Origin of the sequence: Pseudoselenomonas caprae (assembly GCF_008271345.1) — a bacterium.
GTDB lineage: Bacteria > Bacillota > Negativicutes > Selenomonadales > Selenomonadaceae > Selenomonas_A > Selenomonas_A caprae.
Genome location: NZ_VTOZ01000018.1, coordinates 16,354 through 34,657 on the forward strand (window position 1 = coordinate 16,354; position 18,304 = coordinate 34,657).

21 protein-coding genes and 1 other annotated feature are annotated in these 18,304 nt (G+C 56.6%); of the genes, 17 read left to right on the top strand and 4 right to left on the bottom strand.

All coding sequences use genetic code 11. The annotated features are described in order from the left end of the window. The first annotated feature begins 15 nt into the window (after positions 1 to 15). On the top strand, positions 16 to 933 hold the full coding sequence (gene pstC, locus FZ041_RS09270; protein WP_255449331.1) for a phosphate ABC transporter permease subunit PstC: 918 nt from the start codon (positions 16 to 18) through the stop codon (positions 931 to 933). Next, the gene (gene pstA, locus FZ041_RS09275) at positions 933 to 1,781 is read left to right on the top strand and encodes a phosphate ABC transporter permease PstA (RefSeq protein ID WP_149189352.1); all 849 of its coding nucleotides are present in this window, start codon (positions 933 to 935) and stop codon (positions 1,779 to 1,781) included. The genes pstC and pstA overlap by 1 nt, the downstream gene beginning before the upstream one ends. 24 nt (positions 1,782 to 1,805) lie before the next feature. On the opposite strand, the gene FZ041_RS09280 is transcribed toward pstA, so the two are convergent. Beyond that, positions 1,806 to 2,411 carry a DUF1847 domain-containing protein gene (locus FZ041_RS09280; protein ID WP_149189353.1) on the bottom strand — a complete coding sequence of 202 codons (606 nt, stop codon included), beginning with the start codon at positions 2,409 to 2,411 and terminating at the stop codon, positions 1,806 to 1,808. A 76-nt stretch (positions 2,412 to 2,487) separates the two neighbouring features. Further along, a complete protein-coding gene (locus FZ041_RS09285; protein WP_187626355.1) occupies positions 2,488 to 3,594 on the bottom strand; it encodes an HAD family hydrolase in 1,107 nt (368 codons plus the stop codon). Positions 3,595 to 3,849: 255 nt separating this feature from the next. Between FZ041_RS09285 and FZ041_RS09290 the strand changes: the two genes are divergently transcribed. From FZ041_RS09290 to FZ041_RS09315, 6 genes are all read left to right on the top strand, one after another. Next, positions 3,850 to 4,524 (top strand): YczE/YyaS/YitT family protein, encoded by a 675-nt coding sequence (locus tag FZ041_RS09290; RefSeq protein ID WP_149189355.1) that lies wholly within the window; start codon positions 3,850 to 3,852, stop codon positions 4,522 to 4,524. An 880-nt stretch (positions 4,525 to 5,404) separates the two neighbouring features. Continuing rightward, the gene (locus tag FZ041_RS09295; protein ID WP_075428454.1) at positions 5,405 to 5,938 is read left to right on the top strand and encodes a DUF3793 family protein; all 534 of its coding nucleotides are present in this window, start codon (positions 5,405 to 5,407) and stop codon (positions 5,936 to 5,938) included. A gap of 38 nt (positions 5,939 to 5,976) precedes the next feature. Next, on the top strand, positions 5,977 to 6,408 hold the full coding sequence (locus FZ041_RS09300) for a flavodoxin (protein ID WP_149189356.1): 432 nt from the start codon (positions 5,977 to 5,979) through the stop codon (positions 6,406 to 6,408). 159 nt (positions 6,409 to 6,567) lie between these two features. Then, entirely contained in the window at positions 6,568 to 7,884 is a 1,317-nt protein-coding gene (locus FZ041_RS09305) for a TrkH family potassium uptake protein (protein ID WP_149189357.1), read from the top strand. 13 nt (positions 7,885 to 7,897) lie between these two features. Then, positions 7,898 to 8,548: a potassium channel family protein gene (locus FZ041_RS09310; protein ID WP_149189358.1), complete on the top strand. Its 651-nt coding sequence runs from the start codon at positions 7,898 to 7,900 to the stop codon at positions 8,546 to 8,548. Positions 8,549 to 8,630: 82 nt separating this feature from the next. Further along, positions 8,631 to 9,950, top strand: a complete 1,320-nt coding sequence (locus tag FZ041_RS09315; protein ID WP_149189359.1) for a Na+/H+ antiporter NhaC family protein — start codon at positions 8,631 to 8,633, stop codon at positions 9,948 to 9,950. Between the two features lie 73 nt (positions 9,951 to 10,023). Here FZ041_RS09315 and FZ041_RS09320 read toward each other — a convergent pair whose 3' ends face one another. Further along, on the bottom strand, positions 10,024 to 10,797 hold the full coding sequence (locus FZ041_RS09320; RefSeq protein WP_149189360.1) for an acyloxyacyl hydrolase: 774 nt from the start codon (positions 10,795 to 10,797) through the stop codon (positions 10,024 to 10,026). Positions 10,798 to 10,817: 20 nt separating this feature from the next. Then, positions 10,818 to 11,678 (bottom strand): D-amino-acid transaminase, encoded by an 861-nt coding sequence (gene dat / locus FZ041_RS09325; protein ID WP_187626356.1) that lies wholly within the window; start codon positions 11,676 to 11,678, stop codon positions 10,818 to 10,820. Between the two features lie 206 nt (positions 11,679 to 11,884). Here dat and FZ041_RS09330 point away from each other — a divergent pair, with 206 nt between their 5' ends. The 9 genes from FZ041_RS09330 to FZ041_RS09370 all read left to right on the top strand — a co-directional run bounded on the left by FZ041_RS09330 (position 11,885) and on the right by FZ041_RS09370 (position 18,286). Then, positions 11,885 to 12,154, top strand: a complete 270-nt coding sequence (locus FZ041_RS09330) for an ACT domain-containing protein (RefSeq protein ID WP_075428198.1) — start codon at positions 11,885 to 11,887, stop codon at positions 12,152 to 12,154. A gap of 91 nt (positions 12,155 to 12,245) precedes the next feature. Next, entirely contained in the window at positions 12,246 to 13,607 is a 1,362-nt protein-coding gene (locus FZ041_RS09335; protein ID WP_149189362.1) for a PFL family protein, read from the top strand. 76 nt (positions 13,608 to 13,683) lie between these two features. Further along, positions 13,684 to 14,319, top strand: coding sequence for an endonuclease III (gene nth, locus FZ041_RS09340; RefSeq protein ID WP_149189363.1), 636 nt, complete (start codon positions 13,684 to 13,686; stop codon positions 14,317 to 14,319). 35 nt (positions 14,320 to 14,354) lie between these two features. Beyond that, positions 14,355 to 14,807, top strand: a complete 453-nt coding sequence (locus FZ041_RS09345; RefSeq protein ID WP_149189364.1) for an N-acetyltransferase — start codon at positions 14,355 to 14,357, stop codon at positions 14,805 to 14,807. A 96-nt stretch (positions 14,808 to 14,903) separates the two neighbouring features. Further along, positions 14,904 to 15,135 (top strand) — a binding site (T-box leader). An 84-nt stretch (positions 15,136 to 15,219) separates the two neighbouring features. Continuing rightward, positions 15,220 to 16,233, top strand: a complete 1,014-nt coding sequence (gene aroF / locus FZ041_RS09350; protein ID WP_149189365.1) for a 3-deoxy-7-phosphoheptulonate synthase — start codon at positions 15,220 to 15,222, stop codon at positions 16,231 to 16,233. Beyond that, positions 16,230 to 17,126, top strand: coding sequence for a prephenate dehydrogenase (locus tag FZ041_RS09355; protein WP_149189366.1), 897 nt, complete (start codon positions 16,230 to 16,232; stop codon positions 17,124 to 17,126). Before aroF ends, FZ041_RS09355 begins: the two co-directional genes overlap by 4 nt. A gap of 84 nt (positions 17,127 to 17,210) precedes the next feature. Beyond that, complete coding sequence (locus tag FZ041_RS09360; RefSeq protein WP_149189367.1) at positions 17,211 to 17,624, top strand: UPF0158 family protein; 414 nt, start codon at positions 17,211 to 17,213, stop codon at positions 17,622 to 17,624. Between the two features lie 15 nt (positions 17,625 to 17,639). Further along, positions 17,640 to 17,975: a hypothetical protein gene (locus tag FZ041_RS09365; protein ID WP_149189368.1), complete on the top strand. Its 336-nt coding sequence runs from the start codon at positions 17,640 to 17,642 to the stop codon at positions 17,973 to 17,975. An 86-nt stretch (positions 17,976 to 18,061) separates the two neighbouring features. Further along, a complete protein-coding gene (locus FZ041_RS09370; RefSeq protein ID WP_149189369.1) occupies positions 18,062 to 18,286 on the top strand; it encodes a hypothetical protein in 225 nt (74 codons plus the stop codon). Positions 18,287 to 18,304: the final 18 nt, after the last annotated feature.

The following is an 18,304-nucleotide window of genomic DNA, read 5'->3' on the forward strand; positions in this document are numbered from 1 at the left end:
GGGCGGGAGGAATTTATGGAACAGGCAGCAGCCGGTCAGATGGCGGCAAAGAAAAACGATAAGGGTCATCGGCGCAGACTGTTTTACGATACGTGCGGGCGCTGGTTCTTTGGCGCAGCTGCCTGCGTGATGTCCATCGTGATCTTTGCGATCATCTTTTTGGTGGGCAAGCAGGGACTGCAGACGTTTGCCGAGGTCAGCCCGCTGGAATTCTTTTTCTCCGGGCAGTGGGACCCGCTGTCCGGGAAGTACGGGGCACTGTTTTTCATCCTCGGCTCCTTCTTGTCGACGGCGTTGGCCATCCTTATCGGAGCGCCGCTGGGGCTCATGGGGGCGATCTTCCTGGCCAAGGTGGCACCGACGTGGCTCCAGCATATCATGCGGCCGGCGATAGATCTCTATACAGCCATCCCTTCGGTGGTCTATGGCTATGCTGGTCTGGTGGTGCTGGTGCCATGGCTGCGCGAAACCTTTGGGCAGGCGACGGGCTTTGGTTTGCTCGCAGCTTCGTTGGTATTGGCTGTCATGATCCTGCCGACGATATTATCCATCAGCACCGATGCGCTGCAGGCGGTGGATCCATCGCTGGAGGAAGCGAGCCTGGCCCTCGGGGCGACTTGGTGGCAGACTGTGCAGCATGTTGTCCTGCCCGCCGCGGCACCAGGCATCCTGACCGCCGTGGTGCTGGCTATGGCCAGGGCCATCGGCGAAACCATGGCGGTCCAGATGCTGATCGGCAACACACCCCAGCTGGCGGTGTCGCTGTTTTCACCGACGGCGACCCTTACCAGCAACATCGTGGTAGAGATGGGCAATACGCCCTTCGGTTCGGTCTGGGGCAATGCGCTGTTCTTGATGGCGTTTGTCCTGCTGCTGCTTTCGCTGGCGATGATTCTTCTGGTACGGCGGTTTGGACAAAGGAGATTTGCCTGATGGATACAAGAATGCAGAATCAAGCGGCCGTGGTGGTCTTATGGCTTGCGGGCCTGTCTATCCTTGGCTTGTTGGCCGTGTTCCTTGGCTATATCCTCTATCGGGGCCTGCCAGTCTTATCGCTGGACTTTGTGCTCGGCAAATCCAGCGATATCCTGGCTGGCGGTGGCGTGGGGGCGCAGCTTTTCAACTCGTTCTACATGCTGGCACTTTCCCTGGGGCTTTCGATCCCTGTGGCGTTAGGGGCTGGCATCTATCTGGCTGAGTATGCCAAAGAAACGAAGCTGACGAAGTGCATCCGCCTGTCCGTAGAAAGCCTGGCTACGGTGCCCTCGATTGTCCTGGGCTTGTTTGGCATGATACTGTTTGTCAACGTGCTGGGGCTGGGGTTCAGCATCCTGGGCGGCGCTTTGACGCTGGTCTTGCTGAACCTGCCGCTGCTGGTCCGGGTCACGGAGGAGGCCATCCGTACGGTACCCAAATCCTACCGGGAGGCGAGTCTGGCGCTCGGAGCGACAAAGCTCCAGACCATCACGCGGGTGATCCTGCCGAAGGCGCTGCCGGGCATCCTCACGGGCATCACCCTCACGGCCGGCCGGGCTTTGGGCGAGACGGCCATCCTGATTTTCACCGCTGGTACCACGGTATCGCGCCATAGGTTTGATTTCGATGTCATGGCGGGGGGAGAAACACTGGCGGTGCATCTATGGTATCTCATGAGCACAGGCCTGGTCCCCGATCGGGATATCATTGCCGACGGAATCGGTGCCCTGCTGCTATTGATCATACTGGCGTTTAATATGGTGCTGCTGCTGTCCGTCAGATTTTGGCAGCGGCGGGTAGGCTGATGGCTGGCCGCTTTCGCGCCGGACTTATACTTCGCCATCTTCCATGATGCCCAGCTTCCGCTTCCAGTAGCGCGAATAAATGGCGCCGAGGGGATTGTGGGCCAGCAGCCGGTCTTTTACGGCCAGCGTGGTGACGGGGCCGGGGCAGCTGCTGTTGAAGATGGCATCGTGTCCCACGCAGAGGCCGCAGGAGATGAAAAGCTCCGTGCCTTTTTCCGCCAGGAGCCTGGCTTGGAACTTGGGATTGCACATGGCCTCGTGTGCCAGCTCGGGCTTGACCTGTTTGAGGTCAAGCTCTTTTTTGTTGAAGCTGCAATTCTTGCAGCAGACACTGTAAAAGGCAAAGCCCTGCTGCTCATAGTAGCGGGCAATGTAGCGGGCCTCGGCATTGAGGCCGATGCAGAAGGCCATGCCGAGTTTCGTATAGCCCATGGCCTTGGCAAATTCGGCGATTTCCTGCAGGCGCGTGATGTTGCTGTAAAAGGTGCCTTCGACATACGCCGCAGCTTTCATGATGCGGCGTTCTTCCTCGCTGTAGGCGGCAAGAATCGTTTCGCGGTCAATGCCCGTGCAGTTGACGCCCTTGGTGTAGCAGGCATGTGATGGACAGTTGGCACAATCGGCTTTCATAATGAAATCCCTCCTGAAGTTAGTAAAAGGTGTCCGGCCAATTGCCGGGCACCTTCATTATACTATATGGATGCTTTTATTTGGTACGTTTTACGTTGTCGCCATAGATGGTTTTGAATTCCTCATGCATCGAGATGGTATGCCAGCCATTCTTGACCGCGGTGGCTTTGAGCTTGCTGGCTTTTTCCAGATTGCCGAGTTCGCGTTCTGTATCGTCGCAAAGGACGAAGAAGGCCATGCTCGGGTAGCGGTTGTTCTGGAGCGTATATTCGAGCATGCCGACGTCACCGGAGGAGTTGCCGAAGGACAGCACGGGCTGCTGGCCGATCTCGACGATATTGCTGATGGCCTTGCTGGTCTTGCCGTTCTCGCCGAGGAACTTATCGGTGCGGACAATCTTGTCTTTCGTCTTGTCGAAGGTATGCTTGTCCGGCGTCTCGCCAGGTTTCATCGCAGTAGTGGTGTAGGCGACATTGGAACCGATCATATGCCAATAGGGGATGTGCAGGACATCTTCGGCCAGGCAGCGCAGGATTTCCCGCTCGCAGGCGGAATTCAGGAAGACCGTGAAGCCGTTGGATTCCAGATAGGAAACGACCTCTACCATCGGCAGGTAGTAAGCCTCGCCGCGCTTGAGGTTCGAAAGGTCGACTTCGTTGGTGTCCATGAATTTCTTGACGTAAGCCTTGTACTCGTCCGGGGTCATGCCCATATAGGCCTTATGGGTGTATTTGGAGATCTGGGCATTGAGCTCAGCGGGAATCGGCTTCTTGTTCATGATATAGGGCTTTGCCTTTTCCGCTACGGCCTTCATTTCCGGGGACGCCTGATAGTCCTTGTCCTCCAGGGCACGGTGCAGGAACATCATCTCCTGGAAATAATAGGGGGCTGTCTCGCAGTACAGCGTGCCATCGAGATCGAAGGTAGCGATGCGGGCTTCGGGCGGAATATACTCCTTGCTCGCCGGATTCACAGCATTCTCCACGAACTGCGTCAGTGCGGCGATGGTGGGAGAATTGTCATTCCAATACTTGAAGTCGGCGGCCTTCTGCACATGGATCGCTGCTACCTCGGCACGGCTGGCGGCATCCACAGCGGGAGCCGTGCTCCAGACGGAAGCAGTCATAAGCGAAAGTGCCAGCAGTACGCGGCCAGCGGCTTTCTTGGCATAAATCTTTTTCATAAATACATCGATCCTTTCCTGATTCATTCACATAAACAGTCTATCTGACAGAATTAGATGAAACAATCCTAAATCCTGCAAAAATGTAGAAAAAAATGAACAGATAAAAATTATTCGTTGCTTTCGAAACATTGTTTCATAAAATTTGAAAGGTAAAGAATTTCTTTGCAACAATGGCCCGAAACGAGCAAATCGCTTGCGCTGTTTTTGGCAAAGCGAATACAATAATGGCAGAAATATTGGAGGAGGATGATTATGGGGAGGACAGAAACGGCTTCTTGGGAAGAAACGAAAGAATCTTTTATGCGCAGAAGGATCGCGGCAATTCTTGGCGCGCATGTGGCCATGGGATTTTCGGTGGTCCTCATGCGGTTCAGTTTGTGTGGCAACGATCCGTTTTCCTGCATGAACCTGGGCTATGCCAATGTATCCGGCCTTAGCTATGGTACCTGCGTGATTATCTTCAACCTGCTGCTCATCGTGCCGGTGTTGCTGCTCGACCGGAGTTATATCCGCGTGGGGACTCTGGTCAATATGTTTTTGCTGGGAATCATCGCGGATTTCTGGTATGCGCTGCTGTCGCCAATCGCTTTATTCAGCGAGCCGTCGCTGCTGCTGCGGGGAACCTTGCTGCTGGGCGGCGTGCTGCTGACCTGCCTGGCCTGCTCGTTTTACATGAGCGCGCGGCTGGGCATGGGGCCTTATGATGCCATCGGCTGGATTTTGGCAGCGCGCACGCAGGGCCGGTTGTCCTTCCGCACAGTCCGTGTGCTCATCGATAGTTGCGCCGTTTCCCTTGGTTTTGCCTGCGGCAGCATCGTGGGGCTCGGGACGCTGGTGCTGGCTTGCGGGACAGGGCCGCTTATCGAATTCTTCAACAAACATATCAGTCAGCCATGGCTCTATGGAAGAAAAAATATGGAGCACTGAAACTTGCAGTTTGTTTGTTCGTGCGAGCTGAAAATAGGCTTGGAGCAGCTCAGCTTGGGTGAGGGTGGGTGCTCTTTTTCTCCGCTCCGCTAAATGACCCGCGCGGATACCCTTGTACGTACTTAGTGACATGCGCCGGGCAAGCCGGCGGCGCGCCAATACATCTAGACGTTCTAGTGATTATCTACCGCGGGCCATCCCTCACTGCGTTCGGGCAGTCGCTCCGTCTACGAAGAAAGTGTACCCCCCTCGCCCTCCGATATGTTGGAACAAGTCTGTTCCTTTCCGGCGATAGGCAACGAATTACATCGATGTGCTTGCTGCGGGAGAAACGGTTCGTACCATCTCAGATTTCCATTACCAAAGGGGCGAACGGGGTAGTGCTTCTTTCTGTCTGGAGCGACTGTCCTGCGCAGCAGGACTGGGCCGTAAGCGCATAAGCTAGACTCCGATGTGTACGCCGCGACCTGGTGACGGGAGCAGGTAACTAAGTCCGTAGTTCTGGTCGTACGGTCCATTTAGCGGAAACAGAAAAAGTACTACCCCGTGAACCCCGAGCTTCGTAGTAGCGGGATTCCATACGGACGCATACACCTCATCCGAGCGCTTCGCGCCCACCTTCCCCTCGGTAAGGGGAAGGCTGGAACTGACCGGCAAACTGCAATTTATTATAAATTTTTGCCGTGCAGATCGCGCTGTATTGTTTTGACAAGTCAAGTTTCTTTACGTTGACAAGTCAAGTCCGCCTTATTTTGACAAGTCAAATTTCTACTTGCAATTGAGAAACGTTTTCGTTATTATGATTACATAAATGAGAATATATATCATTTGCAAGAGGTGATGATGGTTGGCAAAAGACGATTTTGAACAGGTCCTTGGCATGCATGCAGCGCCGGTGCTGCTGGGAATCAAGACGGCGAATCTCTTGTCGTTCCGCAAAAGCTGCTTTGAGGATTTTGATGCCTTGTTGGCATCGTATACCACCTGCTTCCGCTGCAAGGGCATATCGGTGTTCCGGGTGTCGGAGGGCGAGGAGTATGTCTTGCTGCTCTTTTACCGGCCGGGCGTATTGTCACAGGAGCTGCGCCAGCCGGAAGCGATGAAGCTGCTGGAAGCATACGGCTACCGGCGTGAGGATACGCTGGCCGAATTGCTGGAACACCTGCGGCTGCGCATGCGGCTGCGCAAGACTTTTCCGCATGAGATCGGCTTGTTCCTGGGCTATCCGCCGGAGGATGTAGCTGGTTTCATCGAGCATAAGGGACGTGATTACGCTTTCAGCGGCTATTGGAAAGTATATGCCAACGAGGAGCGTACGCGTGCTTTGTTCGACCGCTATACGGACTGCTCGCAGCACTTCTGCAGCGAGCTGGAGCGGGGCCGCCGCTTTGAGGAACTGGTGCGTGCGGTCTGAGGCCGCAGGCAAATGGACAAGAAAGAGGGAATTGTTACATGGCAAAGATGGCAATCATTTATTGGACGGGTACGGGAAACACGCAGGCGATGGCGGAGGCTATTGCCGAAGGGGCTGCACAGGCAGGCAGCGAGGCGAAGCTGTTCGAGGTGGAGCAGTTCGATATCAACGAGGTCGGCAGCTACGATGGTCTGCTGCTGGGCTGCCCGGCAATGGGGGATGAGGTGCTGGAGGAAGGCTGCTTCGAGCCCTTCTTCACGGAGCTGGAGCCCTTGCTGAAAGACAAGCCGGTGGCGCTGTTTGGCTCGTACGGCTGGGGCGGCGGTGCCTGGATGCAGGATTGGGCCGAGCGGACGCGCAAGGATGGTGCCAAGCTGTTCGATGATGGCCTGGCCATCGAGAATGCGCCGGATGCTGATGGCATCGCGGCCTGCCAAAAACTCGGCAAGGAGTTTTCGGCGCAGTTTTGACCGCAGCGCGGCAAGCAGAGAACAATAGGATAAGGAATTGGGGAAGACAGTCCGTAACGTTTTTGGTTACGGGCTGTCTTATTTTTGGTTGACAGGGATAGTCAGGGTGTCTATGCTAGTATAAGTTGGGGGAATATTTGCAGAAAGGGATTGCAGATTATGTTAAATCGATTGTCGTCGTTTAAAATCATCAGCCTGAGTTTCTTGCTGCTGATCTTTTTGGGGACGGTTTTGCTTATGCTGCCGGTGGCTACGAATGATGGCCGCGGGGCGCCGCTTTTGACGGCGCTTTTCACGACGGTGTCAGCCTCGTGCGTTACGGGGCTGACGGTGGAGAATACGGCACTTTACTGGTCGCATTGGGGACAGGCGGTTATCCTGGTGCTGATACAGATCGGCGGCCTGGGCGTCGTGACGATGGCTGTGGCCCTTACCATGGCTTCGGGGCGGCGGATAGATCTGCGTCAGCGCAGTACGATACAGGAGGCGTGGGGCTGCTCCCAGCTCGGCGGCATCGTCCGTATCCTGCGGTTTGTCCTGCGGCTGACCGTGGGTCTGGAGCTGGCAGGCGCCGCAGTGCTGGCGCCAGTTTTCTGCCGCGATTATGGGCTTGGGGAGGGGCTCTGGATGGCCTTCTTCCATTCGATCTCGGCTTTCTGCAACGCCGGCTTCGACCTCATGGGCGAGCGCGGCGGCGGCTCCTTGATGGCCTATGCGGGCGATCCCGTCGTCAATCTGGTCATCATCGGCCTCATCATCTCCGGCGGGCTGGGCTTCATCACCTGGGCGGACCTTTTTGACAAGGGCTGGCGCTGGAAGCATTATCATGTGCAGACGAAAATCATACTCTGCATGACGGTGCTGCTCATCCTGCTGCCTGCGGCCCTGCTTTTTTTCCGCGATCTGGCGGCAGAGCCTCTGTCCCAGCGGGTCCTGATGGCGCTGTTCCAGGCCGTGACCCCGCGGACGGCCGGCTTCAATACGATGGATATCGAGTCGCTGACGGAGGCCGGGCGCATCGTCCTGGTGGGCTTGATGCTCACAGGCGGTGCGCCGGGGTCGACGGCTGGCGGCGTCAAGGTCACGACGGCCTTTGTCCTCATGGCTTCGGCTGTGGCATCGCTGCGCATGAAGACGGATATCGCCTGCTTCAAGCGGCGCATCGCCCCCCAGAGCCTGCAGCAGGCAGTGACGATTTTCCTGCTGTATTTGGGCTTGTTTGCGGGCAGTACCTTTCTGATCAGTGAGATCGATGCGATCCCGGTCATCGACTGCATGGTCGAGACTTCCTCGGCACTGGGGACCGTGGGGCTTTCCATCGGGCTCACGGAGCATTTGAGCGTCGCGTCGCAGCTCATATTGATCGGGCTGATGTATTTTGGCCGTGTGGGGGCGCTGACGATGATCTATACGCTGAACAACCAATACCGTCCGAACCGGGGACGGCTGCCAGAAGAGAAGATTACGGTAGGCTAGGAGAGTAGAGAATATGAAGAAAACGGTACTATTGATCGGACTGGGCCGCTATGGCCGCCATGTGGCCGAGAAGCTGCATGAACTGCATCACGAGATCATGGCAGTGGACAAGAGCGAGGCACGGGTGAACATGGTGCTGCCCTATGTGACGAATGCCCTGGTGGCAGACAGTACGGATGAGGAGTTCCTGCGGTCTCTGGGCATCCGCAACTTCGACCTGTGCATCGTGGCCATCGGCGATGATTTCCAGAGCTCGCTGGAGACGACTTCGCTGCTGAAAGACATGGGGGCGAAATATGTGGTGGCGCGCGCCTCGCGCGGCATCCACGAGAAGTTCCTGCTGCGCAACGGCGCCGACGAGGCGGTTTATCCGGAAAAGCAATTGGCGAGCTGGACGGCCATCCGCTATGGCTATGACCATCTGCTCGACTACTTTGAGCTCAGCGACCGCTATGCGGTCTACGAGCTGCCGATGCCGGCGGACTGGTGCAACCACACGATCGGTGAGCTCAAGATCCGTCAGAATTACCATGTGAACGTGCTGGGCATCAAGCAGAAGGGGGCGCTCAACGTCGAGATCACCCCCCAGACCCGGCTGGTGGCGGAGGATACCATCCTGGTGATCGGCCGTCATGAGGACATGCACAAGTATTTCCAGATTTAAGCATCCCTTGCCTTGGCAGCAGCATTTGCCGTATAATAGGGAGCTGTATGCAGTTATTTCGAGACAAAGGATGATGGAATCTATGGAACAGATTACAGGGCAGCCTAAAGCGCGGGCGATTGCGCTGCTGCCGATATTGGTGTTTCTGGCGCTTTATCTCGGCGCGGGGATCTGGTATGAGTATATCGAGCCGGTGGAAGGGCAGATGGGCTTCTACGTGATGTCGGTCGTCGTGGCCTTTGGCCTGGCCCTTATCGTGGCGTTTGTCCAGAACAGGCGGCGGCTCTTTATCGAGAACATCCAGCTTTGTGCCAAGAGTATCGGCGATACGAATATCACGATCATGCTGTTCATCTTCTTGATGGCCGGCGCCTTCAGCGGCATTGCCAAAGCCGCTGGCGGAGTGGAAAGCACGGCGCACCTGCTGCTGAACTTCGTACCGGGGACCTTTGCCGTGCCGGGGTTGTTCCTCATTGCCTGCCTGATCTCGATGTCGATGGGCACCAGCGTCGGCACGATCACGGTACTGGTGCCGATTGCCGCTTCGGTGGCGCAGAATGCCGGGCTGAGCCTGCCGCTGACGGTCGGCTCGGTGGTCGGCGGCGCGATGTTTGGCGATAATCTCTCGTTCATTTCGGACACGACGATCGCGGCGACGCGGACCCAGGGCACGCGCATGCAGGACAAGTTCTATGCGAATCTCAAGCTGGCCCTGCCGGCGGCGGTGGTTACGCTCATGGTGCTCTTTGTGCTGGCCTTGTCGGGGGCACCTGCGGACCTGGGGCAGTTTGATTATTCGCTGCTGCTGGCCCTGCCGTATTTCCTCGTTCTCCTCATGGCGCTTACGGGCCGCAATGTCTTCCTGGTGCTGGGCACAGGGATTACCTTGTTTTTTATCCTGGGCATCGCTACGGGGACGACGTCGCTGTCGAAGGCGTTCTCGGCTATGGGAGCTGGTACGAACGGCATGTTCGAGACGATGATCGTCACGATACTGGCGGCCTCCATCAGTGCGATCATGCGGGATGGCGGCGGCTTTGCAGCGCTCTTGGCCTTCATCCGCAAGCACTTCAAGGGGCAGCGCGGCGGGCGGCTGGGCATCGGCCTGCTGACTGTGCTGATGGATGTGGCTACGGCGAATAACACGGTGGCGATTGTCGTTGCCGGGCCAATTGCAAAGAACATCAGCGAGGAGTATGGCATCGAGGCACGCGATAGTGCCTCCTTGCTCGATACCTGCTCCTGCATCGCCCAGGGCATCATTCCCTATGGGGCGCAGCTCTTGATTGCGTCAGCCATTGCGGGCATCACCAGCCTCAGCATCATACCGTATCTGTTGTATCCTTTCTTCCTGGCGGTCGCCGTTCTGGCGTGGATTGCCATGGGCGCCAAGCGCGCATAAAGAAAAGAGCTGCAAAGATGTGGCGGATTGATCCGCCGCGTCTTTGCAGCTCCTTTTTGTTTTATGGTGCCTGTCAGAAACGATACTGGAAGCCCAGGGAAATACCGGCGGCATTGTAGCCCGGGTTATGATCGCTGAAGCCGTTTGACATATGGGCAAACAGATAGCCCAGGCTGATGGCCATGTCATCGGTGCAGCGGTAGGTCAGGCGGGGGCCGATGCGCCAGAGGAAGTCGAAGGCGCGGCCGCCGGCAGGATGGGCCTTGCCATAGATCCGCAGGGAGCCTGACGCATCAAGGTCGGCATAGAGCTTGCCCGTGATGCGTTTTTCGAAGCGCAGCAAAACGGAAGGGCCGATGCCGAAGGCGTCGCTGTTTTTATGTACGTCCGGCTGGCTGTCGTCAATCAGATAGCCGCTGGCGCCTGTGATGGTCACGCCGCCATAGATGGAGAGGGCATGGATGCGCTTCCATTTCTTATAGATATGCAGGTTGTAGTTATCGATGTAGCGCTTATCGAAATAGCAGTGATGCAGATAATCAAACTGCACTTCGATCTCGTTCTTGGGCTGGCTGGCTGCCTTTTGGGGGCGGGAATCCGGAGCTGGCGCTTCTGCTGTGCTGGCTTCTGCTGCCGGGGACGCCTTGGGCGTGTCCTGAGGGCGCGCCGTGTTTTCCGGCAGCTGCGCGGCCGGTATGGCAGGGCTGGCCTTGTCCGTGAGCTGGTATTCCCTGCTGGCAGCTGGTGCTGCTGGTACTGTTGCTGCGTCAACGGCTGCTGCCTGTGCGGCGCCGGTTCCCCAAGAGGCCGCCAGGAGCGCGCCGGCGAGAATGATCCCTGTTCGCATGTTCTGTCACATCCCTTTCGTCAAGCGTTATAGCATTCCTTCTGGACGAGCTCGCGGTAGCCCTGGAGCAGGCTCTGGGTGATTTTGCCCGGGGTGCCGTTGCCGATGGTGTGTCCGTCGATGTTGACGACTGGTGTGACTTCGAGGCTGGTGCTGGTGACGAAGGCTTCCGCAGCGCTCAGGGCAAATTCCGGCGTGAATGCTTTTTCGACGACGGTATAGCCGAGCTGCGGGATGACTTCTTCGAGCAGGATGGAGCGCGTGACGCCCTTGAGAATAAGGTTGTCAGTCGGATGCGTCCAAATCAGGCCGTCTTTGACGATAAAGAAGTTGCTGCTTGAGCCTTCGGTAATCAGATCCGTATCCTTGCGGAACTGAATGGCACCCTGCAGACCTTTCTCATGCGCGGCCTGTTTGGCTAATACATTGCCCAAAAGGTTCAGGCTCTTGATGTCGCAGCGCAGCCAGCGGATGTCTTCGGCCAGCATGCATGCGATGCCGTCTTCCTGCCACTTGCGGTTGGGCTCTGATTCGCGGATGGTCATCGAGAGATTCGGGATGACCTGGTCGGGGAAATAATGCGTGCGCGGGGCCGTGGCGCGCGTAATCTGGAAATAGATGACGCCGTTTTGGATGCCGCTTTTTTGGATGAGGTCGTAGTGGATGGCCGTGAGTTCCTCATCCATATAGGTAATCGGAATGCGCAGCTCGCGCAGGGAGCGGCGGCAGCGGGCCAGATGGCGCTCCAGCGCAAAGCATTTGCCGTTGTAGACCCGCGTGGCTTCGTAGATGCCGTCGCCGAATTGATAGCCGCGGTCCTCAAGCTGTACTTTCGCGGTATCAAGCGTGATGAATTCGCCATTGAAAAAACCATATTCCATAAATGATGCCTCCTGATTACTAGTCATAGCTCTATTATATCGGATTCGGGGACATATGACATGATTTTTTCGAAAGAATTTTCGCGGAATACTTGGTTTTTCAGTATTCTATTGGTATAATGGGGGAAAATGATTTGTGTTGACACATTGTTCTATGGTTTACACAATGAGTCGTAGTCTTAGGAATGAAAAGGAGAAATGTGTAAATGAAACTTGTAGTGACAGTCGTTGGTAAAGACCGTGTCGGTATCATTGCGATGGTCAGCCAGATTCTTGCCGAGAACAATGTCAATATCCTGTCGATCAACCAGAATATCATGGATGGGTTCTTCAATATGATTTTGATCGCTGAGATCAGCGGCAGCAAAATCAAGCTCACGGATCTGCAGAAGACGCTCAAGGAGCGCGGGCAGGAAATCAACGTGGACATCAAGGCCCAGCATGAGGATATCTTCAACATCATGCACAATATCTGACCAGTCAAAATGACCGGTCAAATGACATGTCAAATTGACGGGTCAGGTTGACATGTCAATGGATGGAATCGATTAGGAGGATTTTAGACACGTGATAACGATAGATGATATTTTAGAAACAAATGCCATGATTACGGAGAACAAGCTCGACGTGCGTACGATCACGATGGGCATCTCGCTCCGTGACTGCGCGCATCCGAATATCAACCAGTTCTGCCAGAATGTCTATGACAAGATTACGAAATCGGCAGAGTTCCTCGTGAAAACCGGTGAGGATATCGAGGCGGAGTATGGCATTCCTATCATTCATAAACGCATTTCGGTAACGCCGATTTCCATTGCGGCCGATGCCTGCAAGACCGATTCGTATGTACCGGTTGCTGAGGCTATGGACCGCGCCGCCAAGGCTGTCGGTGTCAACTTCATCGGCGGTTTCTCGGCGTTGGTCGAGAAGGGCTTTACCCATGGTGACCGCGTGCTCATCAACTCGATTCCGCAGGCATTGGCCTCGACGGATCTTGTCTGCTCGTCGGTCAATCTCGGCTCGACGAAGACGGGCATCAATATGGACTGCGTGCGCGAGATGGGCGAGGTCATCAAGCGCACGGCGGAGCTCACGCGTGATACGCAGGCATTGGGCTGCGCCAAGCTCGTCGTGTTCTGCAACGCGCCGGGGGACAATCCCTTCATGGCTGGTGCCTTCCACGGCGTCAGCGAGGCGGACAAGGTCGTGAGCGTCGGCGTCAGCGGCCCGGGCGTTGTCAAGCATGCGCTGGAAAACCTCAAGGGTGCTGACTTCACGGAAGTGGCTGAGACCATCAAGAAGACGGCGTTCAAGATCACGCGTGTCGGCCAGCTCGTTGCCCGTGAGGCATCGAAGCGCCTCGGCGTGCCCTTTGGCATCATCGACTTGTCGCTGGCACCGACGCCGGCCGTCGGCGACAGCGTGGCGCGCATCATCGAGGAGATGGGCATCGAGAGCTGCGGTGCACCGGGTACCACGGCGGCACTGGCCCTCTTGAACGATGCGGTCAAGAAGGGCGGCCTTATGGCGTCCTCGCATGTCGGCGGCCTCTCGGGTGCCTTCATCCCGGTCAGCGAGGACGAGGGCATGATCGCAGCCATCAAGTCGGGCAGCCTCTCGATCGAGAAACTCGAGGCCATGACCTGCGTCTGCTCGGTTGGCCTTGATATGATTGCCATCGAGGGCGACTGCTCGGCGGCTACGATTTCGGGCATCATCGCCGACGAGGCAGCTATCGGCATGATCAACAACAAGACGACGGCTGTCCGCGTCATCCCGGTGCCGGGGGCGAAGGTCGGCGATATGGTCGAGTATGGCGGCCTTTTGGGCTATTGCCCGATTGTGCCGGTCCGCAACCAGTACAGTTCGGAGGCGTTCATCGCCCGCGGCGGCCGCATTCCGGCCCCAATCCGCAGCTTGACGAACTAAGCGGGCAACCTAAGCTAGTATCCGATAAGCCTTCCTCTGCCGGGGAAGGCTTATCCGTATTTTGAAGGGGAAAGCGATGCGAGTAACAAAGAAAATCAAGCAGGAGCAGCTGGCTATCCTCGAGCGGCTCTATCGGGGGGCCAAGCCCGAGCTCGTCTTCGGCAATGCGTTTGAGCTCTTGATTGCGGTGATTCTGTCGGCGCAGTGCACGGATAAGCGCGTCAATGTGACGACGGCGCGGCTGTTCCAGAAGGCAGCGACGCCAGAGGCGATCCTTGCGCTGGGCCTGGCGCAGCTCGAGGAGGAAATCCGCGACTGCGGGCTTTTCCGCAACAAGGCCAAGAACATCATGGCGGCCTGCCAGATGCTCTGCGAGCAGTACGGGGGCGAGGTGCCGGCAGATTTCGAAGCGCTCCAGTCGTTGCCCGGTGTCGGACGCAAGACGGCCAACGTCGTCATGAGCGTGGCCTTCCATCAGCCGGCGATCGCGGTGGATACCCATGTGTTCCGCATCGCCAACCGGCTGAAGCTGGCGACGGGCAAGACGCCGCTGGAGGTCGAGCATGGCCTGCAGAAGGCCATCCCCCGGGAGAAGTGGTCGGATGCCCATCATTGGCTGATCTGGCATGGGCGCAAGATCTGCAAGGCGCGCAAGCCGCTCTGCACCGAATGCCCGCTGGCGCCTGTCTGTCCGAGCAGCGAGCCGGCATAAGGAAACTAGAACTGAAAAGGAAATGAGATGGTTGAGTGAAATATCGTAAGGCGACGTTTAAAGACATCGAGGCAATCTATCAGCTTGTGGCTGATTATGCGGAGGAGGGTGTGATGCTGGCCCGTTCGCGCAATACGCTCTATGAGACGCTGCGCGATATGATCGTGGCCGAGGATGAGGACGGCACGATTGCCGGCGTGGGCGGCCTGCATATCATCTGGGACCGGCTGGCTGAGGTCCGCACCCTGGCCGTAGCGCCCCAGAAGACGCGGCAGGGCATCGGCGCCCAGATCGTGAAGCGGCTGATTGCCGAGGGCGAGCAGCTGGGGGTGGAGAAGGTCTTCACCCTTACCTACAAGCCGGGCTTCTTCCAGACGCTGGGCTTTGAGACCATCACGAAAGAAGAACTGCCTCATAAGGTCTGGAAGGAATGCATCGACTGTCCGAAGTTCCCGAATTGCGACGAGATCGCGATGGTCAAGGTCTGATGGAATAAACGTGTAATACCAGTGGATTTTACATAGTAACATTTACAAAATGTGTTGACATTGCGCGAATGAACTGCTATAGTATTAACCAACAAGTGAAATGCATGGATGGAGAGAAGTACATCCCGTGGCTTTGGCAGAGAGCGGTGGGCTGGTGAAACACCGTAAAGACCTCGATGGAAATACACTCCTGAGCAGCAGGCTGAACAAGCAGTAGGCCGCGCCGGAATGCCACCGTTATCACAGGCTAGGATATGTCAGTATCCGAAATGAGAGGCTTGCAGCAGCAAGCAGGGTGGTACCACGGGTATATCGGCTCGTCCCTGTAGAGGGACGGGCTTTTTTGGTGGCAATACTTCATTTCGGAATGGTTTTCGGTGAAAGATCGCTAAGAATTTTGGAGGGAATGAATATGATTATTGTGATGAGTCCCAGCGCAACCAAGGAAAATATCGATAAGGTTATCAAGAAAATAGATGCAGCCGGCCTCAAGGCGCATGTATCAACCGGTGAGGAAGTCACGATTGTCGGTGTTATCGGCGACAAGAAAAAGATTGCCAATCTCGAGATGAACATGATGGAAGGCGTCGAAAAGACGGTCCGCATCACGGAGAAATACAAGCTCGTCAGTCGTACCTGGCATCCGGAGGACTCGGTGGTCGATGTGGCTGGCGTCAAGGTCGGTGGCGAGAATCTCGTCGTCATGGCTGGTCCCTGCTCGGTCGAGAGTATCGAGCAGCTGCGCGAGGCTGCCAAAGCCGTAAAAGCCGGCGGGGCCCAGTTCCTGCGCGGCGGTGCTTTCAAACCGCGCACGAGCCCGTATGATTTCCAGGGCCTGGCTGAAGATGGTCTCAAGATGCTGCGCGAAGTCGCCGATGAGGTGGGCCTCAAGGTCGTGACCGAAATCGTCGATAAGGATGATATCGAGCTCGTTGGAAAATATGCCGATGTCTATCAGGTCGGTGCGCGCAATATGCAGAACTTCCAACTGCTGAAGGCACTGGGCAAGGTCAAAAAGCCGGTCATGCTCAAGCGCGGCCTGTCGGCTACCATCAGCGAGTGGCTCAATGCCGCCGAGTACATCCTCGCGGGCGGCAACGAGAACGTCATTTTCTGTGAGCGCGGCATCCGCACCTATGAGACCTTCACGCGCAACACCCTCGACCTCAGCGCTGTGGCAGCCATCAAGGAGCTCTCCCACCTGCCCATCATCGTTGACCCGAGCCATGGCACGGGACGCTGGCAGATGGTGCAGCCGATGGCCCGCGCCGCTGTCGCCGCTGGCTGTGACGGCCTGATCATCGAGGTGCATCCGCATCCGGAGGTCGCCCTTTCCGATGGTGACCAGAGCCTGACGCCGAAGAACTTCAACCGCTTGATGGCGGACTTGGGCAAGATCGCCGCTGTCATGGGCCGGAAATTATGAGCCGGGCGAAGATAAACCTTGCCATCATCGGCGTCGGTTTGATCGGTGGCTCACTGGGACTGTGCCTCAAGGACAAGATGGGCGAGGATATCTACATCACAGGCCTTTGCCGCACGCAAGCCTCGATGGATAATGCGATGAAGCTCGGGGCTGTCGATTATGCGACGGCGGATATCGAGGCGGTGGTCAAAGACGCCGATATTGTCTTTCTGAGCCCGCCGGTCCTGCAGATCGTGCCGATGGTGGAAAAGATCCTGCCCTATCTGAAGAAAGGGGCCATCCTCACCGATGCGGGCAGCACCAAGCAGTATATCTGGCGTCATCTGCGGGATATCCTGCCCCAGGATGTCTACTATATCGCCGGCCATCCGATGACTGGCCGCGAAAAGAGCGGCGTCACGGCGGCGAAGAAGGATTTGTTTGCCGGCAAGGCCTATGTGATCGTTGAAGACACAGGGGCGCCGCCCGCGGCACACGATAAGCTCATGCGCGTGCTGCGCCATACAGGGGCAAACTTTACGACGCTTGACATCGCGCGGCATGACCGCTGCGCGTCGGTCATCAGCCATGTGCCGCATGTGACGGCGGCGGCCCTCGTCACGCTGCTCAACCGCACAGGCGGCGACCTGGACTCGTGCATCAAGCTCATCGGCGGCGGCTTTACCGATACGACGCGCATTGCCTCCTCGAATGCCGACATGTGGGCCGATATCTGCATGACCAATGGGGAGGCCATCGTAGCCAATCTCAAGGAGCTGCAGCATATCCTCGGCGAAGTCATCACGGCCTGTGAGCAGCACGACCGCCAGGCGGTGCACGACTACTTTGCTGCCTCGAAGCAGCGGCGTGACAGCCTGCTCGAAAATGCCACGAAGAAATTCGATCCCAACTGATACGCGAGCCTTCCTTAGCAGGAAGGCTTGTTTTTTCTCAGCGATTATGCGTATAATAAGGAGGAAAACAACGGAGGATATACTATGAAGATCAAATTGGAAGAATTAGCGGCCGCTATGGCGCAGTCGGATGTGCGGCAGAGTTATGTCGACATCGCGAAGGGAAAAGTCATGGTGGTGGCTGATGATATGGATGAAGAACAGGCCTTGGAGCATGTGTTCACGATTGAAGAGGACTGGGAGCACTACATCCCGGTCCCCAATGTCATCGATGAGGACCTGCGGGGCTTCATGCAGGGCTTTGCTGCCTCGCGGGAGCGGGAAGACGTCAAGGAGCGCCTGCAGGATGCCCTGCAGGGCAGTGGCGCGGTGACGCGGTTCAACCATCAGGTGCGCCATCTGCTGTTGAAGCCGGTCTGGGAAAAATACCTGCAGGCGCAGCTCATCGAGACTGCCCGCGACTGGTGCGAGGAAAACGCACTGGAATATGAGGAGTAAAGCGAGGTGTTCCTTATGGGAGTTCTAGCGATACTGGTGGTAGTGTTCCTTCTCGGTGCCTCCCTTGTCAGCGGCGCCGTCATGACCATATTGACGGGGGTGGCCGGCATCGTGCTCGTCGCAGCCCTGGTCTGCCTGATCATCGGGCTGGCCGTGAATATCGCCATGGTGCTGGTGAAGATCGCCCTGACTTATCTGCTGGCCTGTGCCCTGCGCTGGGTGGTGCGCAAGGGGCTGGACATCATCGATGTGAATACGGACTGGCTGCAGAGCACGAGTACGGAGCAGCTCGAGAAAATCGCGACGGTAGCTGGCGGCATCCTGGCAATCTGGTATATGTTCATCCATTGAGGGGAAATACATGAAAAAATTATGATAACAGTTTGCTGCCGCAAAGGATATAAAGATTAGAAAGACATCAGAAAGGGGGAGCGGAAATGGAAGACAAACGTTTAATCGCAGAGCTGGAGAATTTCGACTTTTCCCGCTGCCATATGGTCCGGGAGAAGCTGCTGGCGCAGCTTTTGACGATGCAGCGTCAGGATCATATGGGCAAGAAATGCTGGCATGGGCATATGCGCGACGATGAGCTGGATTTTGTTGCTGCGGCAGGAAGCCCGGGGATGCAGGACTATGCGCAGAGAAAAAATACGGAAAAATAAAGATAGAGGGAAAGACAC

Coding starts and splice junctions, on each gene's coding strand:
- dat (WP_187626356.1), bottom strand. CDS start 11,678: ATGGAATATGGTTTTTTCAATGGCGAATTCATCACGCTTGATACCGCG.
- FZ041_RS09315 (WP_149189359.1), top strand. CDS start 8,631: ATGGAACAGATTACAGGGCAGCCTAAAGCGCGGGCGATTGCGCTGCTG.
- FZ041_RS09330 (WP_075428198.1), top strand. CDS start 11,885: ATGAAACTTGTAGTGACAGTCGTTGGTAAAGACCGTGTCGGTATCATT.
- FZ041_RS09300 (WP_149189356.1), top strand. CDS start 5,977: ATGGCAAAGATGGCAATCATTTATTGGACGGGTACGGGAAACACGCAG.
- FZ041_RS09280 (WP_149189353.1), bottom strand. CDS start 2,411: ATGAAAGCCGATTGTGCCAACTGTCCATCACATGCCTGCTACACCAAG.
- FZ041_RS09355 (WP_149189366.1), top strand. CDS start 16,230: ATGAGCCGGGCGAAGATAAACCTTGCCATCATCGGCGTCGGTTTGATC.
- FZ041_RS09290 (WP_149189355.1), top strand. CDS start 3,850: ATGGGGAGGACAGAAACGGCTTCTTGGGAAGAAACGAAAGAATCTTTT.
- FZ041_RS09365 (WP_149189368.1), top strand. CDS start 17,640: ATGGGAGTTCTAGCGATACTGGTGGTAGTGTTCCTTCTCGGTGCCTCC.
- FZ041_RS09320 (WP_149189360.1), bottom strand. CDS start 10,797: ATGCGAACAGGGATCATTCTCGCCGGCGCGCTCCTGGCGGCCTCTTGG.
- pstC (WP_255449331.1), top strand. CDS start 16: ATGGAACAGGCAGCAGCCGGTCAGATGGCGGCAAAGAAAAACGATAAG.
- FZ041_RS09370 (WP_149189369.1), top strand. CDS start 18,062: ATGGAAGACAAACGTTTAATCGCAGAGCTGGAGAATTTCGACTTTTCC.
- FZ041_RS09310 (WP_149189358.1), top strand. CDS start 7,898: ATGAAGAAAACGGTACTATTGATCGGACTGGGCCGCTATGGCCGCCAT.
- pstA (WP_149189352.1), top strand. CDS start 933: ATGGATACAAGAATGCAGAATCAAGCGGCCGTGGTGGTCTTATGGCTT.
- aroF (WP_149189365.1), top strand. CDS start 15,220: ATGATTATTGTGATGAGTCCCAGCGCAACCAAGGAAAATATCGATAAG.
- FZ041_RS09305 (WP_149189357.1), top strand. CDS start 6,568: ATGTTAAATCGATTGTCGTCGTTTAAAATCATCAGCCTGAGTTTCTTG.
- FZ041_RS09360 (WP_149189367.1), top strand. CDS start 17,211: ATGAAGATCAAATTGGAAGAATTAGCGGCCGCTATGGCGCAGTCGGAT.
- FZ041_RS09295 (WP_075428454.1), top strand. CDS start 5,405: ATGCATGCAGCGCCGGTGCTGCTGGGAATCAAGACGGCGAATCTCTTG.
- FZ041_RS09285 (WP_187626355.1), bottom strand. CDS start 3,594: ATGAAAAAGATTTATGCCAAGAAAGCCGCTGGCCGCGTACTGCTGGCA.
- nth (WP_149189363.1), top strand. CDS start 13,684: ATGCGAGTAACAAAGAAAATCAAGCAGGAGCAGCTGGCTATCCTCGAG.